12 protein-coding genes are annotated in these 17324 nt (G+C 70.5%); 5 read left to right on the forward strand and 7 right to left on the reverse strand.

The annotated features are described in order from the left end of the window. Window positions 1-8 precede the first annotated feature (8 nt). From LY12_RS13875 to LY12_RS13900, 6 genes are all read right to left on the reverse strand, one after another. On the reverse strand, window positions 9-359 hold the full coding sequence (locus LY12_RS13875) for a DUF742 domain-containing protein (RefSeq protein WP_253856655.1): 351 nt from the start codon (window positions 357-359) through the stop codon (window positions 9-11). A 419-nt stretch (window positions 360-778) separates the two neighbouring features. Further along, entirely contained in the window at window positions 779-1186 is a 408-nt protein-coding gene (locus LY12_RS13880; RefSeq protein ID WP_253856656.1) for a roadblock/LC7 domain-containing protein, read from the reverse strand. A gap of 281 nt (window positions 1187-1467) precedes the next feature. Further along, window positions 1468-2076, reverse strand: a complete 609-nt coding sequence (locus tag LY12_RS13885) for a GTP-binding protein (RefSeq protein ID WP_253856658.1) — start codon at window positions 2074-2076, stop codon at window positions 1468-1470. Next, a complete protein-coding gene (locus LY12_RS13890; RefSeq protein WP_253856660.1) occupies window positions 2057-2968 on the reverse strand; it encodes a DUF742 domain-containing protein in 912 nt (303 codons plus the stop codon). Before LY12_RS13890 ends, LY12_RS13885 begins: the two co-directional genes overlap by 20 nt. A gap of 78 nt (window positions 2969-3046) precedes the next feature. Then, complete coding sequence (locus LY12_RS13895) at window positions 3047-3505, reverse strand: roadblock/LC7 domain-containing protein (protein ID WP_183649300.1); 459 nt, start codon at window positions 3503-3505, stop codon at window positions 3047-3049. Window positions 3506-3508: 3 nt separating this feature from the next. After that, window positions 3509-6862, reverse strand: coding sequence for a sensor histidine kinase (locus LY12_RS13900; RefSeq protein ID WP_253856662.1), 3354 nt, complete (start codon window positions 6860-6862; stop codon window positions 3509-3511). 621 nt (window positions 6863-7483) lie between these two features. On the opposite strand from LY12_RS13900, the gene LY12_RS13905 reads away from it, so the two are divergent. From LY12_RS13905 to LY12_RS13920, 4 genes are read left to right on the forward strand one after another with little or no spacing between them, the layout of a single operon-like run. Continuing rightward, window positions 7484-8512 (forward strand): ABC transporter substrate-binding protein, encoded by a 1029-nt coding sequence (locus tag LY12_RS13905; protein ID WP_253856664.1) that lies wholly within the window; start codon window positions 7484-7486, stop codon window positions 8510-8512. Between the two features lie 5 nt (window positions 8513-8517). Beyond that, window positions 8518-9288: an ABC transporter permease gene (locus tag LY12_RS13910; protein WP_253856666.1), complete on the forward strand. Its 771-nt coding sequence runs from the start codon at window positions 8518-8520 to the stop codon at window positions 9286-9288. Next, window positions 9285-10103, forward strand: a complete 819-nt coding sequence (locus LY12_RS13915; protein WP_253856668.1) for an ABC transporter permease — start codon at window positions 9285-9287, stop codon at window positions 10101-10103. Before LY12_RS13910 ends, LY12_RS13915 begins: the two co-directional genes overlap by 4 nt. 58 nt (window positions 10104-10161) lie before the next feature. After that, a complete protein-coding gene (locus LY12_RS13920; protein WP_253856678.1) occupies window positions 10162-11136 on the forward strand; it encodes an ABC transporter ATP-binding protein in 975 nt (324 codons plus the stop codon). A 26-nt stretch (window positions 11137-11162) separates the two neighbouring features. On the opposite strand, the gene LY12_RS13925 is transcribed toward LY12_RS13920, so the two are convergent. Further along, a complete protein-coding gene (locus LY12_RS13925) occupies window positions 11163-15380 on the reverse strand; it encodes a sensor histidine kinase (protein ID WP_253856680.1) in 4218 nt (1405 codons plus the stop codon). A 189-nt stretch (window positions 15381-15569) separates the two neighbouring features. On the opposite strand from LY12_RS13925, the gene LY12_RS13930 reads away from it, so the two are divergent. Next, on the forward strand, window positions 15570-17216 hold the full coding sequence (locus LY12_RS13930; RefSeq protein WP_253856682.1) for a DNA repair helicase XPB: 1647 nt from the start codon (window positions 15570-15572) through the stop codon (window positions 17214-17216). Window positions 17217-17324 lie beyond the last annotated feature (108 nt).

Below are 17324 nucleotides of genomic sequence, written 5' to 3' on the forward strand. Positions count from 1 at the left end.
ACCGCGGGTCAGAGCGCTTTGAGGCCTTCCAGGATGCGCTCCATGAAGGCCTGCGAGGAACGGTCACCCGTCACCATGCCGGGCCGCTGGATCGACACCGCGCCTGCGTCGGCCAGATCGGACACGATCACCTTCACCACACCGAGCGGCAGGCGCGCGTACGCGGCGATCTCGGCGATCGACTTGACCTCCTCCGCGCACAGGTCGCAGATGAAGCGCTGCACCGTCGAGGCCACCGCTCCCGACGCGATCGCACCGGCGATGTCGTAGGCCGACACCAGGGATTCGAGCTGCAGATCGGTGGCGGGCGCGACCCGGCCGCCCGTGCGCGCGTACGGACGCACCAGCGACCGGTGCATCCGCCGCGGCCCCGCGGGTTGCGGCCCGCCGCGGCCACTTCCCCCCTGCGCGTCCGCGTCCGCTCGCGAGGCGGGCGGGAAGGACGGCGACGACGAACTCCGCCGCGGCGAGGGAGGCCGCGACTCCGACGGGAACTGCTCCGGCGGGAACTGCCCTTCCGGGACCTGGCCTCCGGGAAAAGCGCCCGGCGGCTGCCCCGGCTGGAATCCTCCGTCCGGAAACCGATCGGCCGCCGATGGGCCCGGGGGCGGTTGCGGAGACGGAAACCGCCCCGTCGAATGGCGGCCCGACGGGGGCCGGCCCTGCGGGAGCTGTCGTGGCAGGCTGCCGAGGTCGAATCGGTCCGGGGAGTCGTACTCCCGTTGACCGCCCTGGTGCAGCGCGTCCCAGTCGGACGGGTCCCATTCGTGCGTCGGCGTCACCGGGCGCCACCACCGCTGCGCAACAGTCGGCCGTCGCCGCCGAGCCGGCCGGCCAGCACCGCCATCTCGTAGGCGAGCGCGCCGATATCGGTCGACGGGGCCGCCAGCGCCGCCAGGCAGGACCCCTCGCCGACCGACATGAGGAACAGGTAACCGCGATCCATTTCGACCACAGTCTGATTGACACGGCCGCCGTTGAACGACTCCGCCGCGCCGTGGGTGAGCGACACCAAGCCCGACGCGACCGCCGAGAGCTGGTCGGCACGGTCGCGCGGCAGCCCGTCGGAGGCCGACAACAGCAACCCGTCTGCCGACACGACGACCGCGTGGGCGGCACCTGAGACCCGGCGCACGAAGTCGGTGAGGAGACCGCCGACGTCGCCGCGGGTCCCGGGATCGGTCACTGTCCCTCCTTCGCACGCGCACATCGGCTCGGGCGTCAGAGTATTAGGCGCCCCGAGCGGGTTCGACCTCGAGGCCCACCATCCCCCGCGGTTTCACCTGAGCGGCGGCACCCCGCGCCCCAGCGAACTCGACGCGGCGCACGCCGATGACGAGGCCACTTCCATTGACCGCCCCCGTACCCGAACGTGACGAAGTCACTTCAATCGGCCGTCAGCGTGCACCGCCACAGGTCCTGCCACCCGCACCGCTACAAGGCCGACCACAGACGGTTACTTCCCCGTCAGCCGGCCTGGAGGGCGGAGTCGTGGGCGATGGCGTGCTGCACGACCGAGATCAGCACCTGTTTGGCGGAGTCCCGCTGCCGTGCGTCGCAGGCCATGATCGGCACGGAGGGTGAGATCGTCAGCGCGTGCCGGACGTCCTCGATCGAGTGATGCAGCAGCCGGTCGAAGCAGTTGATGGCCACGATGTACGGCAGCTTGCGGTTCTCGAAGAAGTCGATCGAGGGGAACGCATCGGCCAACCGCCGCGTGTCGACGAGCACGACCGCGCCGATGGCACCCTTGGCCAGGTCGTCCCACATGAACCAGAACCGGTGCTGTCCCGGCGTGCCGAAGACGTAGAGCACCAGGTCGGAGTCGAGCGAGATCCGGCCGAAGTCCATGGCGACCGTCGTGGTCGCCTTCTGCGGCGTCGCGGACAGGTCGTCCACGGACACGCTCGCCTCGGTCATCGACGCCTCGGTCGTCAGCGGGTCGATCTCCGACACCGCACCGACCAGGGTCGTCTTCCCGACACCGAAACCACCCGCGACCACGATCTTCGTCGAGGACGTGGGTCCCCCAGCGGCAGGCGCGGGTGTCTCGGAATCAAATTCGCCGAAGGCCACTGAGAACCCTTTCCATGAATTCGATACTGGGCCGGTCGCCCACCATGGTGTTCGTGTTCGGGGAGTGCACCAGCACCAGCCCCAGACCGGCAACGTCACCAACCAGAACCCGCACCACGCCGAGCGGCATCTTCAGCAGGGCGGCCACCTCCGCGACCGACCTGGTGTCGAGGCAGAGCCCGCAGATGTGCTTGTGCTCCGGTACTCGCACCCCGTCGAGCCGCCTGCCCCGCTCCGACGTCGAGATCAGGGTCTCGATCGCGAGGTCCTGGCTCGGCCGGGTACGGCCTTTTGTACGAAAGTACGGCCGGACCAGCCCGGAACTCTCGGACGGTGTTTCCTCTGGCACCGGTCCGGAACCTCCCAGGTCGATCCGCTGCGGTCCGAACGTGTCACCCGACGGCTGACGGGGTACGGGCGACGGGCGGAACCCGTCGTCGACGGGCGGGAACCGGCCGGTGCCGAAGTCACCGGTGCGCCACTCGCCCGTGTCGTAGCCGTCGCGGCCGAATTCGTCATCGTAGCGGTCGAAATCACGCGCGAACTCGTCTCGCCCGCTGAGCGAGTTCTCCGCGTACGGCACGTGATAGCCGCTGCTGAAATCCGGGTGCTCACGTTCGGGTGAGCCGCTGCGGTGCGGCACGTCGTGTGAGCCGTACAGCTCGGAGCCAGGGCCGCCGAGGAGCCGCTCGCGATACTCGGACACGCTGAAGTCGGCGGGGTCGCCGGAATCCTCCTCGGACTGGTACAGCCAGTCGCTGCCGCGGTCCACCCGTTTGCTGGGTCTGATCGGCCGCCACGCCTCGTCGGCGCGACCGTCCTGCTCGTCCGGCGGACCGGGTTGTTGCCCCCAGTCCCACCGTCGATCACCTCGTGAGTGCCCGGAATCCACGGCGGTCTCCTCAGTGTGTGCTCACTGTCGGTGGATACATCATCGGCAACCTTGCGCCAAGTCCTGGTGACGGTGAGCTCACCGGCGGGTACTGCCCTGCAGCTGGGCACGCAGTTCCGGGGTCATCTGCTGGCCGACGCGGTCGACCAGCAGGGTCATCTCGTACACGACCAGACCGATGTCACTGTCCGGGGCACCCAGCACGGCGAGGCAGGAACCGTCGGAGACCGACATGAGGAACAGGAAGCCGTTGGCCATCTCGACGACGGTCTGCGCCACCGGTCCGCCTTCGAAGACCTGCGCCGCACCGCGAGCCAGCGACGTCAGTCCCGACGCCACCGCGGCGAGCTGGTCGGCACGGTCCTTGGGCAGACCCTTGGAGGAGGCCAGCAGCAGTCCGTCCGCCGACACGACCACGGAATGTGCGACCCCGGGGACCCGGTGCACGAAGTCGGTGATGAGCCAGGCGAAGCTTCCGGCCTGGCCGGAGTTGCCCTGCCGGGGCGTACCCGGCTGCATCGAACCAGCGCGTGTCAACTCTTACTCCTTCGCCCCGTGAACGCCGTTGTCGGTCGAACCGTTCGACTCGGCCTCGGACTGTGTGCCTGTTTGATCCGGTTGTTCTTGCAGTGCGTGCCTACCGCTGGTGAATCCGCGCTGGAACGAGGCCATGCGGTTGCGGGCGGCCTCGGCCGAACGCGACACGGCGGGCTTCGCCGTCGCCGCGGGGGCGGCCGCAGCCGGCGGGTCGGCGTCCGCACCCGCGTTGCTGGCAGGGGTGGGGTCGCTCGCTTCGGTGACCGAGCCCGGCACGAGATACGCGTTCGGCACCCGCTTCGGCAGGCCCGCCGTCGTGATCTCCTCGCCCTTCGGCTCGAGCAGCGACTGCGCCGCTTCCCAACCGGTGTCCGACACGCTCCGCCAGTCCTCCTGTACTCCTCCGGCGGAGGCGCCACCGGAAGAAGCGCCGGCGCTCGCGGTGCCTACGTCCGCGACGTCGCTGGTCTGGTCGCCGGCCCCTGCCTCCGGCACGTCTTCTTCTTCCTCGCTGAACCAGCGTGACAGCACCGACTGGTATATCGGCAGCCGCTTCGTCGGCGCCTCTTCCTCCAGCGCCGCACCTTCGGTCCCAGCCTGTGCCGCACCTGCCGCGGCAGCGGCACCCGCGGTCCCGTTGCCGGCCGCCCCCTGCGACGTTCCGGGGCCCGCCGCCGCTTCCGGCGACACGTAGCGCGGTTCACGCTTCGGCAACGCGAGCGGGTTGTCCTCCGGCACCGTACCGGCACCGGGCCCACCGTCGCCCGTCGTGTCCGCCCAGCCGTTGCCGTAGCCATGGCCGTTGCCGTTGCCGCCGGCCGGCTGCTGCGACGGCCAGGAGGGCTGCGCCGAACCGGTCGTCTGACCCGGGGTGCGTTTCGGCAGCGCGTCCGGTTCCTGCTCGGCGGGGCTCACGAACGGGCCCGCGGCCTTGTTCGGACCGCCCACCAGGTCGTCGAGGCTGATCGGCTGGTCGAGTGGGGTCAGCCCGGGCTGGTCGTCCTCGGGGCCGCCACCGGTCTGGCCGGAGGCGGCGGGCATCACGGTCGTGGCCGGGTCGGCGCCGCCCTGGGCGCCCGACAGGTAGTCGAGCTCGGACGCATCCTCCGGGACGTCCTCGGCACTCGGCCATCGCGAGCCGTCGAAGGCCTGTGCCGGTTCGAACGCACTGGTCGGCTGCGCAGCCGTCGCATCCGGCATGGGCTCGCCGACCCCGTCGGCGTCGTCGAGCCGCCGCATCGGCAGCTCCGCCGCGGCGGGCACCCCCGCGTACGAACCGTTGTGCTGGCCGCCCATCGCGGGCGTCATGCCTGCCGGGCCGCCGGGCGCGTCGGTGAGCAGTTCCCGCGGCACCACGACGCGGGCGACGACACCGCCCTCGATGTCCTCGTTCTCGCGAAGCCGGACGTCGATGCCGTGCCGCTGCGCCAGGCGCGCCACCACGTACAGCCCCATCCGTCGGGTCACGGACACGTCCAGGTCCGGCGGATCGGCCAGCCGCTCGTTCGCCTCGGCGAACTGCTCCTCGGTCATGCCGACGCCGCGGTCGGTGATCTGGATGGCGAGCGAACGCTTGCGCGTCACCGCGGCCCGCACGCTGATCCTGGTGTCGGGCTCGGAGAAGTAGGTCGCGTTGTCGAGCAGTTCGGCCAGCAGGTGCACCAGGTCGTTGACGGCACGGCCGTGCACGGCGATGTCCGGCACACTGCCGACCTCGACGCGGGCGTACTGCTCGATCTCCGACACGGAGGCGCCGACGACGTCGGCGGCGGGCACCGGCTTGGCCATGGACTTCGACAGACCGGCGCCGGAGAGCACCAGCAGGCTCTCGCCGTTGCGGCGGAGCCGCGTCGCGAGGTGGTCGAGTTCGAACAGGTGCGAGAGCTGGTCCGGGTCCTGCTCGTCGGACTCCAGACTGTCGATCACGCCGAGCTGGCGTTCCACGAGGCGCTGGCTGCGCCGCGAGAGGTTGACGAAGATGCCGTTGACGTTCTCGCGCAGCAGCGCCTGTTCGGCGGCCATCCGGACGGCCCGTTCGTGCACCACGTCGAACGACCGAGCGACTTCGCCGATCTCCTCCTTGGTCTCCACCGGCACCGGGCTGATGCCCTTGCGGGAAGCCTCCATCGGGTTCGGATCGGCCAGGATGCGGCGCACGGTCTCCGGCAGCCGGACGTAGGCGACCTCCAGCGCGTTCTCCCGCAGCGTCCGCAGCGGCGCGAGCATCGACCGCGACACGTACAGCATCAGGGCCAGCGCGGCGATCAGGGCGACGGCGACGATGGCGGCGTCACGCCACGCGGCGAACGTGGTGTCCTCGGCGAGGCCGGCCGACTGCTGTTCCAGGTCGCTCAGCAGGCCGGACTCGGCCTCCCGGTAGTTGTCGCGGGTGACGGCGAGGTCGCCGACGAACTCCTGCTGGTTGATCTGTGGCGGCTCGCCGTTCGAGACACGGGCGAACGCCTGGTCCCGCTGCATCTGCCTGCGGTCGAGCTCCGGGGCGGAGACGGTGTCGGTGAAGTACTGCCGCTGTTGCAACGAGGCGAAGGCGTTGAAGTCCTCGGACGCCGACTCGCCACTGGCCATGGCGTCCCTGGCGTCGTCGAGCATGTACTGCGGGAAGTCGTTCTGCTGCGCGGCGAGCGCGACGATCGCACCTTCGAGGGAGATGTACTCCTTGGCTTCCGACAGCGCGTGGATCGCGTTGCTGTCGCGGAGCAGTTCCCGGTCGTTGATCGCGGTCGTGACTTCCCGGTCCAGCTGGACCAGGCCGGTGATGAGCAGCGTGTACTGGTCGAGCAGCGTGCGCGGGGTCATCGCGCCTTCGGTGACGGCCTGCCGCATGGAGTCGAGCACGCCGAGCCGGTTCACGCCCGCGTCGTAGCGCGCCTGCATCGCCGGGTCGTCGACGGTGAGGTCGCCCGCCAGGTCGTTCAGCCGCCCGACCGCCGTGTCGACCTGCTCGACCTGGGCGTTGAACAGGTTGGCCCGTTCCGCGTTGCCGGGGGGTGCGCCGAGCTTGAGGACTGCGAGTTCGCGTTCGATCTGAAGCTGGTGGACGACGTCACTGATCTGGTCGGCGAGCTGGACCTGGTCGGCGGTCTGCTGCAGCTGGTCCGCCCGGTCGAGGGACTCGTACACCCGGAGGCCCGCGAGCACGAGCGCGGTGATCGTGGGAATGATCAGGATCAGAGCGAGCTTGGACCGGAGCCGCCAGTTACGCAGACCGCGTCCGGAACCGCCGCTGCCGGCACCGCCGGCGGCCGACGGGGAGGCAGTCGCCTCGGCGGTCGGGCCGTCCGGGCCGTCGCCGCCGGACTGCCCTTCCTCCGCCTTCTCGTCGAGCACTACGAGCACACTCCCAAAGTTCGAGCCCTACGGCTCCTGCCGATTTGCCGTCCCGACCGGGACCTGCCGGCCCGGGGACCCGAGGCACCAGCAACGGCGGTGGCGACCGCCCGCCCTGCCGGGGCGCCCGGCCCCGGCACCTCGCGGGTGCACCCGCTCAGTACGCCTCCCGCATCAGCGTCGCAGCCCGACGCGAAGCACCGCACACCCGTCAACGGCCTCCCCGTTGCGGAATCCTCGATCCCTCGTCGCCGACCGACACTCATTTCAGTGAGCGTGCAACCCGATTCCCGAGTAGGCAGAGGCAGAGAGTAGCGAACGACCTGTTAGCACGTAACCCTCTTAGGTCAGAAGAGGGTGAAACCCTTCGTCCCGTTACTCAGCGTTCACTTCTCTGTCCGATCACCCAGGATCCGGGAACACGTTCAGTAGTGTTTCATAATCCAACTCGATGCCGGGAGGGTGACGTCCAACACCCAGTCATTCGTGTTGAGTACCCGTTGTGATCGCTTTGCCTGCTTAATAGAGTGGGGCCGCATCTTCGGTGCGCCCGGTTCGGACCAGCGATCCACGCAGGTCTGCGCCATTGTGGTCACCCCACGCCATCATCCAGTCCCACGAGGAGTTGCCTTGCGTCCATCACAACGCCGCGCCGGCGGTCGGCGCTTCGCCGCGCTCACCGCCGGCCTCGCCGTGTTCGCCTCCATCAGCGGTTGCGGCCTGCTCGGCGGTTCGGACGAAGGTGACAGCGGCAACGCCCAGGTCGAGAAGTCGAAGGTCAACGTGTCGATCCAGGGCACGATCGACCTCGCCGCCTTCCACCTCGCCCGTGAGCGGGGCTACTTCTCCGACGAAGGTCTCAAAGTCAACCCGATCAAGGTCGACAGCGCCGACAAGGGCTTCAACAAGCTCAACTCGGGTGAGGTCGACATCATCTACTCGGGTTACACCGGCTTCTTCGCGCAGCAGGCCGCCGGGACGATGGATCTCAAGCTGATCGCCGACGCCTCGTCGGCGGCGCCGAAGTCCAACGCGATCATGGTGCCGAAGAACTCGCCGCTCGAAGAGCCGAAGGACCTCGAGGGCAAGACGGTCGGCGTGACCCCGCCGGACACCCTGGCCGACATCCTCACCAAGGCGTGGGCCGAAGCCAACGACGTCGACCTCGACAAGGTCAACTGGAAGCCCGGCGGGTTCAGCACCTCCCAGAAGGGCCTCGGCAAGGACCTCGACGCGGCGTTCTTCCCCGACCCGTTCATCGCCATGAACCAGAAGCAGCTCGGCGCCGAGTCGAGGTGGGACCCGATGACCGGCCCGCTGAAGAACCTGCCGATGGCCGGCTACGGCACGACCGCCGATTTCGCGAAGGAGAACCCGAAGACGGTCGCCGCGTTCCAGCGCGCCATGGTCAAGGCCAGCAACGAGGCCGAGACCGCCGACCGCACCGAGGTCATCGACCCGCTGCTCGTCGAGCACGTCGGCCTGCCGGAGGACCTCGCACCGATGACGACCCTGCTCACCTTCGAGAGCAGCCTCGACCCGGAGCGCATCCAGCGCGTGCCGGACCTGATGGTCGACCGCGGCGCCCTCGAGAACAACCTCGACGTCAAGGACATGATCATCCCGCCGGACACCGGCGAGGACGACTCGGCCAAGTAACCGGCGTGCGCACATTCGCCAAAGGTCTCACCGGCCTGCTCGGTTTCTTCCTGCTGTGGGAGATCACCGTGCAGGCCGGTGTGCTGCCGGACTACTGGGTCCCACCGGCCAGCGAGGTCGCCACCACTTTCGTCGAGCTGCTCGGTGACCGGGAATTCCTCCTCGGAGTCATCGCCACCCTGCTGGCCTGGCTGATCGCACTCGGCGTCGCCGTCGGCATCGGCGTGCCCGCCGGCCTACTGCTCGGCAGCGTGCCCGCACTGCAATCGGCCAGCCGGGCGCTCATCGAGTTCCTGCGCCCCATCCCGGCCGTCGCACTGATCCCGCTGGTCATGGTGACCATCGGCAGCGGCCCCGACGCCAAGATCACCCTCGCCGTCTACGCCGCGGTGTGGCCGATCCTGTTCAACACGATCTACGCCTTCGGCGAGATCGACCCCGTCCTGCTCGACTCGGCCCGCGCGACCGGCGCCAACCGGCGACAGGCCCTCACCTGGGTCGCGCTGCCCCACGCCGCGCCGTTCATCTTCACCGGCGTCCGCGTCGCCGCGTCCATCGCGCTCATCGCCGTCATCAGTGTCGAGTACATCGCCGCGTCGGAGATCGGCCTCGGCCGCTACATCCTCGAAGGCGGCATGAACAACGGCCACCTCGACCAGGTCATGGCCGGCACGGTGCTGGCGGGCCTGGCCGGCTGGGCGATCAACTCCGCTCTCGTCGGCAGCGGCAGGCGGCTCTTCCGCTGGGCCGACACCGAGGAAAGGGCGACCCGATGAGCACCACGACCGCCGCAGCCAACCGCGGTCGCGTCCTCGGCTCGGCCGCCGTGACCTGGCTCGTGCTCGCCGCAGCCCTGTTGCTGTGGGAACTCGTCGCCATCGGGGCCGACAGCGTCTACTTCCCCCGGATGACGGACATCATCGCCACCGGGGCCGACGTGCTGCTGTCCGGACCCGCGTGGCGGCTGATGCTCGGCGACGCCGTGTTCGAGATCGTGCTGCCCAGCCTGGCGACCGCCCTCGGCGCGTGGGCCCTCTCGGCCGCGCTCGGCGTCGCACTCGGCACGGCACTCGGCCGCTCGAGCTGGGCGATGGACTACTGCGGCACGCTGATCTCGTTCCTGCGTTCCGTGCCGCCGGTGACGCTGATGCCCGCGTTCATGGTGATGTTCGGGATCGGCGTGCAGATGGAGATCGCGGCGATCGTGTTCTCCACGCTGTGGCCGATCGTGCTGAACACCGTCGACGGCGTGCGCTCGGTCGACCAGGTCAAGATCGACACCGCGCGCTCGCTCGGCACTCCGCGGCGGTACTGGATCGGCATGATCGTGCTGCCCGCGGCGATGCCGAAGATCTTCGCCGGGCTGCGGCTGAGCCTGTCGATCGCCATCCTGCTGATGGTGGTCGCCGAGATCGTCGGCGGCAGCGGCATCGGCCTGCGCATCTCCACGACGCAGTCGACGGTCCAGTACACCGAGATGTGGTTCTGGGTGCTGCTGCTCGGCGTGCTCGGCTACGCGCTCAACACCGCACTGCTGGCCGTCGAACGCCTCGTGCTCGGCTGGCAACCGGCCCGTGGGGACGACGCGTGAGCGCCCGCGACGCCGGCCCCGTGACACCGACCTGTGACGCGCCCGTAGGAGGCTGACCGTGTCGACCATGCTCGAGGTTTCCGGCCTCACCCACCAGTACGGTCAGGGTGAGCGCGCGCACGTCGCCGTGCAGGACTTGACGTTCACCATCGAGGCAGGGCAGCTGGCGTGCATCGTCGGCCCGTCCGGCTGCGGCAAGTCGACCCTGCTGCGCTGCATCTCCGGGCTCATCCCCGCGACCGGCGGTTCGGTCCGGCTGCACGGCGACGAGGTGTCGGGCGTGCCCGACGACCTCGCCGTCGTGTTCCAGGACTACGGCCGTTCGCTGTTCCCGTGGCTGACCGTGGCGAAGAACGTCGAGTTCCCGCTGCGGTGGCAGAAGGTGTCGAAGGCCGAGCGGCAGCGCCGCGCCGCCGAGGTCCTCGAATCGGTCGGCCTCGCCGGAGTGGGCAAGAAGTACCCGTGGCAGCTCTCCGGCGGCATGCAGCAGCGCGTGTCGATCGCACGGGCGCTGGTGAGCAGGCCCGCACTGCTGCTGATGGACGAACCGTTCGCCTCGGTGGACGCGCAGACCCGCGGCGAGCTCGAAGACCTGACGCGCCGGGTCCAGCGCGATCTCGGCAGTACGATCCTGCTGGTCACGCACGACATCGACGAGAGCGTCTACCTCGCCGACCGCGTGCTGGTGCTGTCGAAGTCCCCCGCGGCGATCGTGGCGGATCTGGCCATCGACCTGCCCACCGAACGCGATCAGATCGCCACCCGCGAGTCCGAACAGTTCGTCTCGCTGCGCGGCGAGGTGGCGCGGCTGCTGCAGAGCCCGCAGGTGCAGCGCACCGGCGAGAACGCACCCGCCGAGACCCCGGCGGCCACGACCGGGACCGATGACACGACCGCAAGCGACGCGACGGCTGCGAGCGAAACGACCGCGCCTGCTGAGGCGACGGGTGCCGCGTTGTCCGACGGTGCGGATACGGCGGAAGCGGCGGATGCTGCCGGGTCGCCCGACCCGACGGCCGCCTCGCGGAGCTGACCAGCCGCTGAGCGCCGCCGCGCCACTCAGCGGCTGCGGCCGTGCCTCGCCAGGGCGGTGGCGCGCTGCAGTCCCGACATCCGCTCGCGAATCGCCTCGGGCGACCGGTCGATGAAGGCCGGTTGCCGTCGCCGCCTGCCGCCGTCGGTGCCGTACCCGTTCCGGACACCCGCCTCGACGTCGTCGTCGGCCGACCCCACGGGCTCCGAGCCGGTGGACGCCGCGCCGTTGCGGTCCGCCCGACCGTCATGGCCAGGAACCTCGGGGGCGAGGTCACCACGTTCGGGTTCGAGGGCAGGGTCGGGGTCGCTGTGGCCGGGCAGAGCATCCTCCGAGCCGGCGCCTTGCTGAACAGGGCCGTCCGGAACAGTGCTCTCCGGAACAGTGCCGCTGGAGCCGGTGACGGCGGAACCGCCCCCGGGCCCCGGCGGCTGCGATCGCACGTCTCCGTTCCGGACCGCTTCGGGTGTGCCGCCGCGCCGATGCCACTCGCCGTGATCGGAACCGTTGGGCCGAGCGCCTGCCGGTCCGGTGGTGGAACCGCCGCGATCGGCACGGGCGTATTCGGCACCGGTGTACTGGGCGTTGTCGTACTCGGCACCGACGTACTCGGCCCGGTCCGGTACGGCCCCGCCCTGCTCGGCCGAGTCGAGCAGCCAGTCCTGCGGATCGCCACCCGGTTCGAACCACCGCGTCATGAGCCGCCGGTAGGCCGCCATCCGGTCGGTGGGCGCGTCGTCACCCAGTGCCGCCTCCGCCGAGTCGCCCGGCGCGGGCACGGACCCGGACGTCGGCTGCGGCTGCGGCGTCGCACCGGGTTCGTCGTCATCGCGCATGGGCCACGTGGGCCCCGGTCCCCACGCCGAGACGTCGGTCTGCTCGGCGGGTTCGAGGTCGGGTTCGCGGCGCCGTCGTGCCCCGCGCCCCGGGGCCGGTTCGGCGGTGGGGCCCACGGCCGTCTCGCGGTCCGCTCCGGAGGTGGCGGGCGCGTCGGTCCCGGTCGCGGCCGGGGCACGGCCGAGTGCGGGGACGTCCTGGGCACCGTCGGCGGCGACATCGTCCACGGCCGCGGCACGTTCGCCATCCCGGTCGGCGTCGGGGTCCTCGATCACGGGTACGGGGGCGGTCAGTCCGTCCGTGACCTCGGCAGCCGATTCCGGCACGGGCGGCCGGGCCGCCGAAGCGACGTCCCTGTCGTCCTCCCAATCCGCCTCACGAGTACCGAACGCCGCTGCCCTTCCGGTCTCGGCGCCGCCCGGAACGAGCGGGATCTCCTCGGTGAGCGACTCGTCGGCAGCCGGCACCGCACCCGGCCGCCGCACCGGCCGCCGCAGTGACGCGGGCTGCTCGGCGCTCCCGCCACGACCGGCCCGGCCATGTTCCGGCTCCGCTCCCCGTACGCCCTCGCCGAACGCCGGTTCGTGCTGCGGGGCCTCGTACCGCGGCTGATCCTGCTGCAGGTCCCCGTACCGTGAGTCCCCGTACTGGGCGTCCGGGGATGCGGCATCCGGGGACTGAGCATCCCGGGAGCGCGTCTCCTGGTGCCGGGTCTCCTGAGATCGGGTCTCCTGGGATCCGGCGTCCTGGGATCCGACGTCCTGGAATCGGGGGTCCTGGTTCCCGGTGGGCGCAGCCGGGCCTGCCACCTGCTCCACGCCGTCGGCCTGCACCGGGTGATCGGCGAAGTCCGTCGCTCCGGCGTCGCCGGTGTCCCCGCTCTCGTCGGCGAGAACCTCCGACACCGCGGGCATGCGCCGTGGCAACACCGGCCCGAGGTTCGCCGACCCGCTCGGCTCAGCCTCCCCTCCTCGTGCCGTGGCATGGGCCTGCGCCGTGACCTCCGGCTCCACCGCATCTTCCGGCTCCGCCATGTCTTCCGGGACCACCGTGTCTTCCGGCTCCGGAGCGTCTTCCGGCTCCACCGCGTCGTCCGAGGCCACCGCTTCCGGGTGCCCCACGGCGTCCGGCTCGGCGAACGGCGCCTGCTCCGGCATGCGGGCCGGCACTCCGAACGTGCCGGCCTCGGCATACGGGTCGGTGAACAACTCGGCGACGGCCTCCCGTCGGGGCCCGCCGTCCGGCACCGGCCTGCCGACCGGCGCACTCGCCGGGCCGTCCTCGGGCTCGTCCGCCGCGGCCAGGGGTTCGGAGGGTTCGGGTTCGGCGGGCAACGCGGTCGCCGGGCGGCGCTGCGGCTCCGGCCGGAACACGACCGACGACGGCCGTTCCTGCCCCGACTGCTGCCCGGTCGTCGTCGCCTCCTCCAGCGCGACCGGCGATTCCTGGGGCGACGAGTCGGCCTGCCGCACGAGCGCAGCGGGCACCACGACCGTCGCGGTGAGCCCCATCAGGTCCGCGGCCGACAACCACACCCGGATGTCGTGCTGCCTGGCCAGCCGCGCGACGACGTACAGCCCCATCCGCCTGGACACCTCGACGTCGACGTCCGGGACCTCGGCCAGCCGCATGTTCGCCCGGTGGATCTCCGTCTCGGGCATGCCCGCGCCGCGGTCGGTGATGTCGATCCGCCACTCGCCGTCCTGGGTGACCGCGCTGACGACCGACACGGGCGAGTCGCCGGGCGAATAGTCGGTGGCGTTCTCGAACAGCTCCGAGATCACGTGCACCAGGTCGCCGACGATCTCGCCCCTGACACCGATCTGCGGCGTCGTCGCGACGTTGATGCGCTGGTAGTGCTCGACCTCCGACAGTGCGGCGCCGATGATCTCCTCGGCCGCGACGGCGCCTGGGAGCGGCCTGCCGACGTCCTGTCCGGCGAGCACGAGCAGGTTCTCGCTGTTGCGGCGCATGCGCGTGGCGAGGTGGTCGAGCTCGAACAGCCCGCCGAGGACGTCGGGGTCCTGTTCGTGCTCCTCCATCCGGTCGAGCACCGTGAGCTGCCGCTCGACGAGATCCTGACTGCGGCGCGAGAGGTTGACGAACATCGAGCTGACGTTCTCCCGCAGCATGGCCTGCTCGCCCGCGAGCCGCACGGCCTGGCCGTGCACGGCGTCGAAGGCCCTGGCGACCTGGCCGAGCTCCTCCCTGCTGTACACGCGGACGGGTTCGACGGACCGGCGGTGTGCGTCCTCCGGCCGCGGATCCGGATCGGCCAGGATGCCCTTGACCGCTTCGGGCAGCCGGTAGTGGGCCACGTCGAGGGCGCTGTTGCGCAGTGTGCGCAGCGGGCGCAGCAGCGACCGCGTGATGGCCATCGCCAGCAGCCCCGCCAGCAGCAGCACCCCGAGGATCACGGTGCCGTCGATCAGTGCGTCCGAGCGGGCTTCCGACGCGAGCGCAGCCGACCGGTCGCGCACGTCGTCCCGCAGTGCGTCCTCGGCGCGTTTCGCCGCGTCGACGGCGTGGGTGGCCTGCCGGTCCCACGTGGCGGGGTCGGCCGAAAGGTCGCCGTTCAGTACGGCGGTGACGGTTCCCGACGTCGCCTCGACCCGCGGGTTCAGCTCCTCGTCCAGCAACCGTCGCTGGGCGGGCGTCGCGAACTTGGCGTGGTTGTTCCTGGCATCGGCGACCTGCACATCCGCACCGGAGAGAGCGCGCCGCAGGGCGGGCGAGGCAGTCCCCGACGCGAGCGCCTCACCGACGAGCGCCCTGCGGATCGACAACGCGTCCTTCACCCGCGCCAACGAGCCCGCGGCGAGGTACGTGCTCGCGAGTTCGCGATCCGACGTGTCGACCGCGGCCTGGCCACCCATGTCGAGCAGGCCCGCGACGCGGTCGTTGTAGGCGGCCAGCACCTGCCCCGCGGGCTGTGCCGAATGCTGTCCCGCGTAGCGCGCCGCGGCCAGGCCCTCCAGCCCGCGCTCCCACTGCCGGAAGTCCTCGACCGCCTCGTCGGGAAGATCGGGCCGGGCGGCGGTGAGCGTCTTCTCGAACTCGCCCCGCGCCGTGTCGACCCGTTCGCGCTGCCGGAGCACCTCGACGGGCCTGCCCTGCCGCCCGCCCGCGACGTAACGCACGGTCAGATCGCGTTCGCGCTGCAGCTCGTGGACCAGATTCGCGACCGTGTCGTCGACCCGAACCCGCTCGGTGGCCGCCGCGTAGTCACCCGCCTCGGCGAGATTCGACTCGACCCGCAGCCCCGCGAAACCCAGCATCGCCAGTACGGGAACGAGGAGGGCGGCGAGCAGCCGGGTCCGCAGCCGCCAGTTGCGCAGCCGCCAGCGTCCACCCGACCGCTGGATGTCCGCCGCTTCGTCCCTGGGGGCCTGGCTGCGACGGGGCAACGGACTTCCTTCATGTCAACGCGAAAGACACATCGGATCGTAGCCACTGCAGCAGATCTTGATCCACACCGGCAGTGGCCGACATTACGTCCGGCGATGGTATTGCGACGACCGGTCAAGCTCCAGTATGAGGCCGCCCTGCCCACCGGACGGCCCAACCGCCGCCGAAGGGAACGTATAAAGGGAGGCGTGAGTGATGGCCCCCTGATCGTCCAGTCCGACAAGACCGTGCTGCTCGAGGTCGACCACGAGCAGGCAGAGGACGCGCGGATCGCGATCGCACCGTTCGCCGAGCTGGAACGCGCGCCCGAACACGTGCACACCTACCGCATCACCCCGCTCGCGCTGTGGAACGCGCGCGCGGCGGGACACGATGCCGAGCAGGTGGTGGACGCGCTCACCACCTACTCCCGCTTCCCGGTGCCGCAGCCGCTGCTGATCGACATCGTCGACACGATGGGCCGGTTCGGCAGGTTGCAGATCCACAACCACCCCGCACACGGCCTGGTGATGACCACCACCGACCGCGCCGTGCTCGCCGAGGTCCAGCGCAGCAAGAAGATCAAGCCGATGCTGGGCGTGACCGTCGACGAGGACACCGTCGCCGTCCACCCGTCCGAACGCGGCCGCCTCAAACAGGCGCTGCTGAAGGTGGGCTGGCCCGCAGAGGACCTCGCGGGCTACGTCGACGGCGAGGCGCATCCGATGTCGCTCGAGGAGGACGACTGGTCGCTGCGCGAGTACCAGCGGCAGGCGCGCGACTCGTTCTGGGCGGGTGGCTCCGGCGTGGTCGTCCTGCCGTGCGGTGCCGGAAAGACGCTGGTCGGCGCGGCTGCGATGGCCCAGGCACAGGCCACGACGCTGATCCTGGTCACCAACACCGTCGCGGGCAGGCAGTGGAAACGTGAGCTCGTCGCGCGGACGTCGCTGACCGAGGAGGAGATCGGCGAGTACTCGGGCGAGAAGAAGGAGATCCGCCCGGTCACGATCGCCACTTACCAGGTCATCACACGCAAGTCGAAGGGCGAGTACAAGCACCTCGAACTGTTCGACTCCCGCGACTGGGGGCTCGTCGTCTACGACGAGGTGCACCTGCTGCCCGCGCCCGTGTTCCGGATGACCGCCGACCTGCAGTCCCGCCGCCGCCTCGGGCTGACCGCGACGCTGGTGCGCGAGGACGGCCGAGAAGGCGATGTGTTCTCGCTGATCGGGCCGAAGCGCTTCGACGTGCCGTGGCGTGACATCGAGGCCCAGGGATGGATCGCGCCTGCCGACTGCATCGAGGTCCGCGTGACGCTCACCGAGGGCGAACGGCTGGCGTACGCCACGGCCGACGCGGAGGAACGCTACCGGCTCGCCTCGACGGCGCACACGAAGACGGCCGTCATCAAGAACATCGTCGACGCCCACGAGGATCAGCCGACGCTGGTGATCGGCGCCTACCTGGACCAGCTCGAGGAACTCGGCGAGGCGATCGACGCCCCGGTCATCCAGGGTTCGACGAAGAACAAGGAGCGCGAGGCGCTGTTCGACCGGTTCCGGCGCGGCGAGATCACCAAGCTCGTGGTGTCGAAGGTCGCCAACTTCTCGATCGACCTGCCCGAGGCGTCCGTGGCGATCCAGGTGTCGGGCACGTTCGGGTCGAGGCAGGAGGAGGCGCAGCGGCTCGGCCGGTTGCTGCGGCCGAAGGAGGACGGCAGGCAGGCCCACTTCTACTCGGTCGTCGCACGGGACACGGTCGATACCGATTACGCCGCTCACCGGCAGCGGTTCCTGGCCGAGCAGGGCTACGCCTACCGGATCATCGACGCCGACGACCTGCTGCGCCCGCTGTAGCGCCCGGAGAACCCGAGGACCCCGCGGCGGATACGGCCACGGGGTCCTGACCCGTTCGAGTGAGTATCGGGGAGGACTTCGGCGACGAGCCCGGAACTGTCGGTGGAT

The organism is Prauserella alba, assembly GCF_024171735.1.
Taxonomy (GTDB): Bacteria; Actinomycetota; Actinomycetes; order Mycobacteriales; family Pseudonocardiaceae; genus Prauserella; species Prauserella alba.